The 3589-nt window shown below is 32.0% G+C and carries 4 protein-coding genes; all 4 read left to right on the forward strand.

The genetic code is table 11. The annotated features are described in order from the left end of the window. The first annotated feature begins 30 nt into the window (after window positions 1-30). Window positions 31-1323 carry a phosphopyruvate hydratase gene (gene eno / locus CHL78_RS19810; RefSeq protein WP_094369723.1) on the forward strand — a complete coding sequence of 431 codons (1293 nt, stop codon included), beginning with the start codon at window positions 31-33 and terminating at the stop codon, window positions 1321-1323. Window positions 1324-1585: 262 nt separating this feature from the next. Continuing rightward, window positions 1586-2290: a GntR family transcriptional regulator gene (locus CHL78_RS19815; protein WP_094369724.1), complete on the forward strand. Its 705-nt coding sequence runs from the start codon at window positions 1586-1588 to the stop codon at window positions 2288-2290. Window positions 2291-2506: 216 nt separating this feature from the next. Then, window positions 2507-2818 carry a PTS sugar transporter subunit IIB gene (locus CHL78_RS19820; protein ID WP_094369725.1) on the forward strand — a complete coding sequence of 104 codons (312 nt, stop codon included), beginning with the start codon at window positions 2507-2509 and terminating at the stop codon, window positions 2816-2818. A 19-nt stretch (window positions 2819-2837) separates the two neighbouring features. Then, window positions 2838-3589: PTS transporter subunit EIIC (locus tag CHL78_RS19825; RefSeq protein ID WP_147295865.1), on the forward strand; the 752-nt coding region annotated here is incomplete at its 3' end.

Genomic DNA, 3589 nt, shown 5'->3' on the forward strand with positions numbered 1-3589 from the left:
TCATTATATAATCTGAGAGGAGATATACAAATGTCAGTTATCGAATTAGTATACGCTAGAGAAGTATTAGACTCAAGAGGAAATCCAACTGTTGAAGTTGAAGTTGCATTAGAAAGTGGATCAATAGGAAGAGCTATAGTACCATCAGGAGCTTCTACAGGAGCTTTCGAAGCAGTTGAATTAAGAGATGGAGATAAGTCAAGATACTTAGGAAAAGGAACAGAAAAAGCTGTTGCTAACGTAAATGAAATAATAGCTCCTGAATTAGAGGGAATGGATTGTTTCGACCAACCAGGAATAGATGGATTAATGATAGAAATAGATGGAACTCCAAACAAAGGGAAATTAGGAGCTAACGCTATACTAGGGGTATCTATGGCTGTAGCTAGAGCTGCTGCTGAAGAATTAGGATTACCATTATTCCAATACATAGGTGGAGTAAATGCTAAGCAATTACCAGTACCAATGATGAACATAATAAACGGTGGAGAGCATGCTGATAACAACGTAGACGTTCAAGAGTTTATGATATTACCAGTTGGAGCTCCAACATTCAGAGAAGCTTTAAGAATGGGTGCAGAAGTATTCCACTCTTTAAAGAGCGTATTAGCTGCTAACGGATTAGCTTGTGGTGTAGGTGATGAAGGTGGATTCGCTCCAAACTTAACATCAAACAGAGCTGCTTTAGAATTAATAGTAGATGCTATATCTAAAGCTGGATACGAGCCAGGAAAAGACGTTATGCTAGGTCTTGACGTTGCTGCTACAGAAATGTACAACAAAGAAACTAAAAAATATGTTTTAGCTGGAGAAGGAAAAGAATTAACTGCAGCTGAAATGGTTGATTTATATGAAGATTGGGCTAACAACTTCCCAATAATAACTATCGAAGATGGTTTAGATGAAGAAGACTGGGATGGATGGAAGTTATTAACTGATAGATTAGGAAACAAGTTACAATTAGTTGGAGATGATTTATTCGTTACTAACACTGAAAGATTAGAAAGAGGAATAGAAGCTGGTGTAGGTAACTCTATATTAGTTAAAGTTAACCAAATAGGTACTATAACTGAAACTTTAGATGCTATAGAAATGGCTAAGAGAGCTGGATACACTGCAGTTATATCTCATAGATCAGGAGAAACAGAAGATACTACTATAGCTGACTTAGCTGTAGCTGTAAACGCTGGACAAATAAAGACTGGTGCTCCATCAAGAACTGATAGAGTTGCTAAGTACAACCAATTATTAAGAATAGAAGAAATAGTTGGAGAATCTGCTAGATACTGTGGATTAAACTCTTTCTACAACTTAAAGAAATAATTTAATAGTAAAAATTAAATTAATATAAATCAAAGAGCCTTAGGTATAACTAAGGCTCTTTATTTTTGTATATGTTATAATAAAAATATTTGATAGCAATAACCAAAATGGGGTTGATAATATTTACAATTTACCTTAAGGTAAATGTATATACATTTACTAAAAATGTATAAAAGTAAATACTTTGGTGAAGATCAGATTAAAATTCAAATCTAGATTTAGATTTAGATATAGAACAATTTTATTATAAGGAGAGAGTTAAATGAAAGAACCAATTTACAAAGTTATAGAAAATTATGTAAGAGATTTAATAAATTCAGATAAGCTTAAAGAGGGAGATTTAATACCCTCAGAAAAAAAACTAAGTGAAGAATTTAATGTAACAAGGATGACGGTAAGATCAGCTCTTAACAACTTAGTAAAAGAAGGATATATAATTAGACAAAGAGGTATTGGTAGTACAGTATTAGGAAAAAGAATATACGATAATATATCTGCAATAAGTGGATTTACAAAAGAAATGAATAGTAAGGGCTATGAAGTATCTAACATATTACTAGGTCTTCAAATAGTTCAAGCGGATGAAGAGTTGTCTGAAAAGCTAAACATTACAATAGGTGAGAATGTATGGGAAATAAAAAGAGTACGCTTAGCAGATAATGAGAGAGTATCTTATATGATTACTTATATGCCTGTTAAATTATTCCCTAATTTAAATCAAAGTGATTGTGAGGGTTCTCTTTATAGCTTTGTAGAAGAAACATGTGGATTTAAGATTGCTATGTCAGAAAGAGAAGTACAAGCTATAGTATCTGATGAAGAAATAATGGAAAGTCTAGAGCTTGAACAACCAGAGCCAATTTTATATATAAGCCAAATTTGCAGACTTCAAACTAGTGAAATATTTGAGCATTCTCATACTTATCACCATGGATACACATTAACACTAAATGCAGTTTCGGAGTAAATTTAGAGCAAAAAATAAAAAATAAAAAAATGAAAAAGTTTTCTTGCAAATGTATATACATTTAAGCTATAATAATATCAAAGAGCAAATGTATATACATTTTATTTATTTATATATACATTAACAACAAAATTAGACATAAAAATACACAAATAGTATATCAATTAAAGATATAGCAGAAACTTAATAAAAATAAAATTTTGGAGGAATAAAGAAATGATAAAAATAATGTTAGCTTGTTCAGCAGGTATGTCAACTAGTTTATTAGTAACAAAGATGGAAAGTGCAGCGAAGGAAAACGGTATAGAGGCTCAAATATGGGCTATATCAGAAGTAAACTTACCAACAGAGATAGAAAAGTGTGATGTTTTACTTCTAGGACCTCAAGTTAGATATATATTATCAAAAGCTACAGAAATGGCTAAACCACACAATATTCCAGTAGAAGTTATAAACATGATGGATTATGGAAGATGTAATGGTAAAGCAGTATTAGACAGAGCATTAGAATTAAACAATTCAAAATAATATATAGGGGGATTTAAAAATGGAAAAATTTATGGCTTTCATGGATAAGTATATTGTTCCTGTAGCAGCCAAAATAGGGGCACAAAGACATTTAGTCGCAGTAAGAGATGCATTTATAACAATGATACCAGTAACGATGATTGGTGCATTAGCAACACTGGTAAATAACTTACCATCAGATGCATACAAAGGATTTATGGCAAGTATATTTGGTGAAAACTGGACTATGCTTGGTGGAGACCTTTGGTGGGGATCAATTGCAACAATGGCAGTATTCTTAGTTGTAGGTGTTGCTTACTTCTTAGCAAAATCTTATGATGAAGATGGATTACAAGCAGGATTCATAGCTTTATGTATATTCTTTGTACTAGCGCCACAATCAGCTAGTTTTATTCCAGAAGGAGCAAAAGAGGCAGTTTCAGGTTGGGGATTCTTACCATCAGCTTATTTAGGAACTGGGGCATTATTTACTTCTATATTAATAGGATTAGGTTCAGCTGAAATATTTGTTAAATTATCAAAAATAAAACAATTAACTATAAAAATGCCAGATGGAGTACCACCGGCAGTATCAAGATCATTTGCTAAGTTAATACCAGGTATGTTTACAATAGTAATATTCGCTATATTAGGTATATTTATAAAGATGTTATCAGATGGTCAAGTTATAACTGATTTATTAAATACGTATTTAGGAGCACCATTATCAAACTTTGCAGATAGTTTAGGGTCTACAATGTTCATAACATTTATGATTCATATACTTTGGAC

The sequence above is a fragment of the Romboutsia weinsteinii genome (assembly GCF_002250835.2).
In the GTDB taxonomy this organism is placed as follows: Bacteria; Bacillota; Clostridia; order Peptostreptococcales; family Peptostreptococcaceae; genus Romboutsia_A; species Romboutsia_A weinsteinii.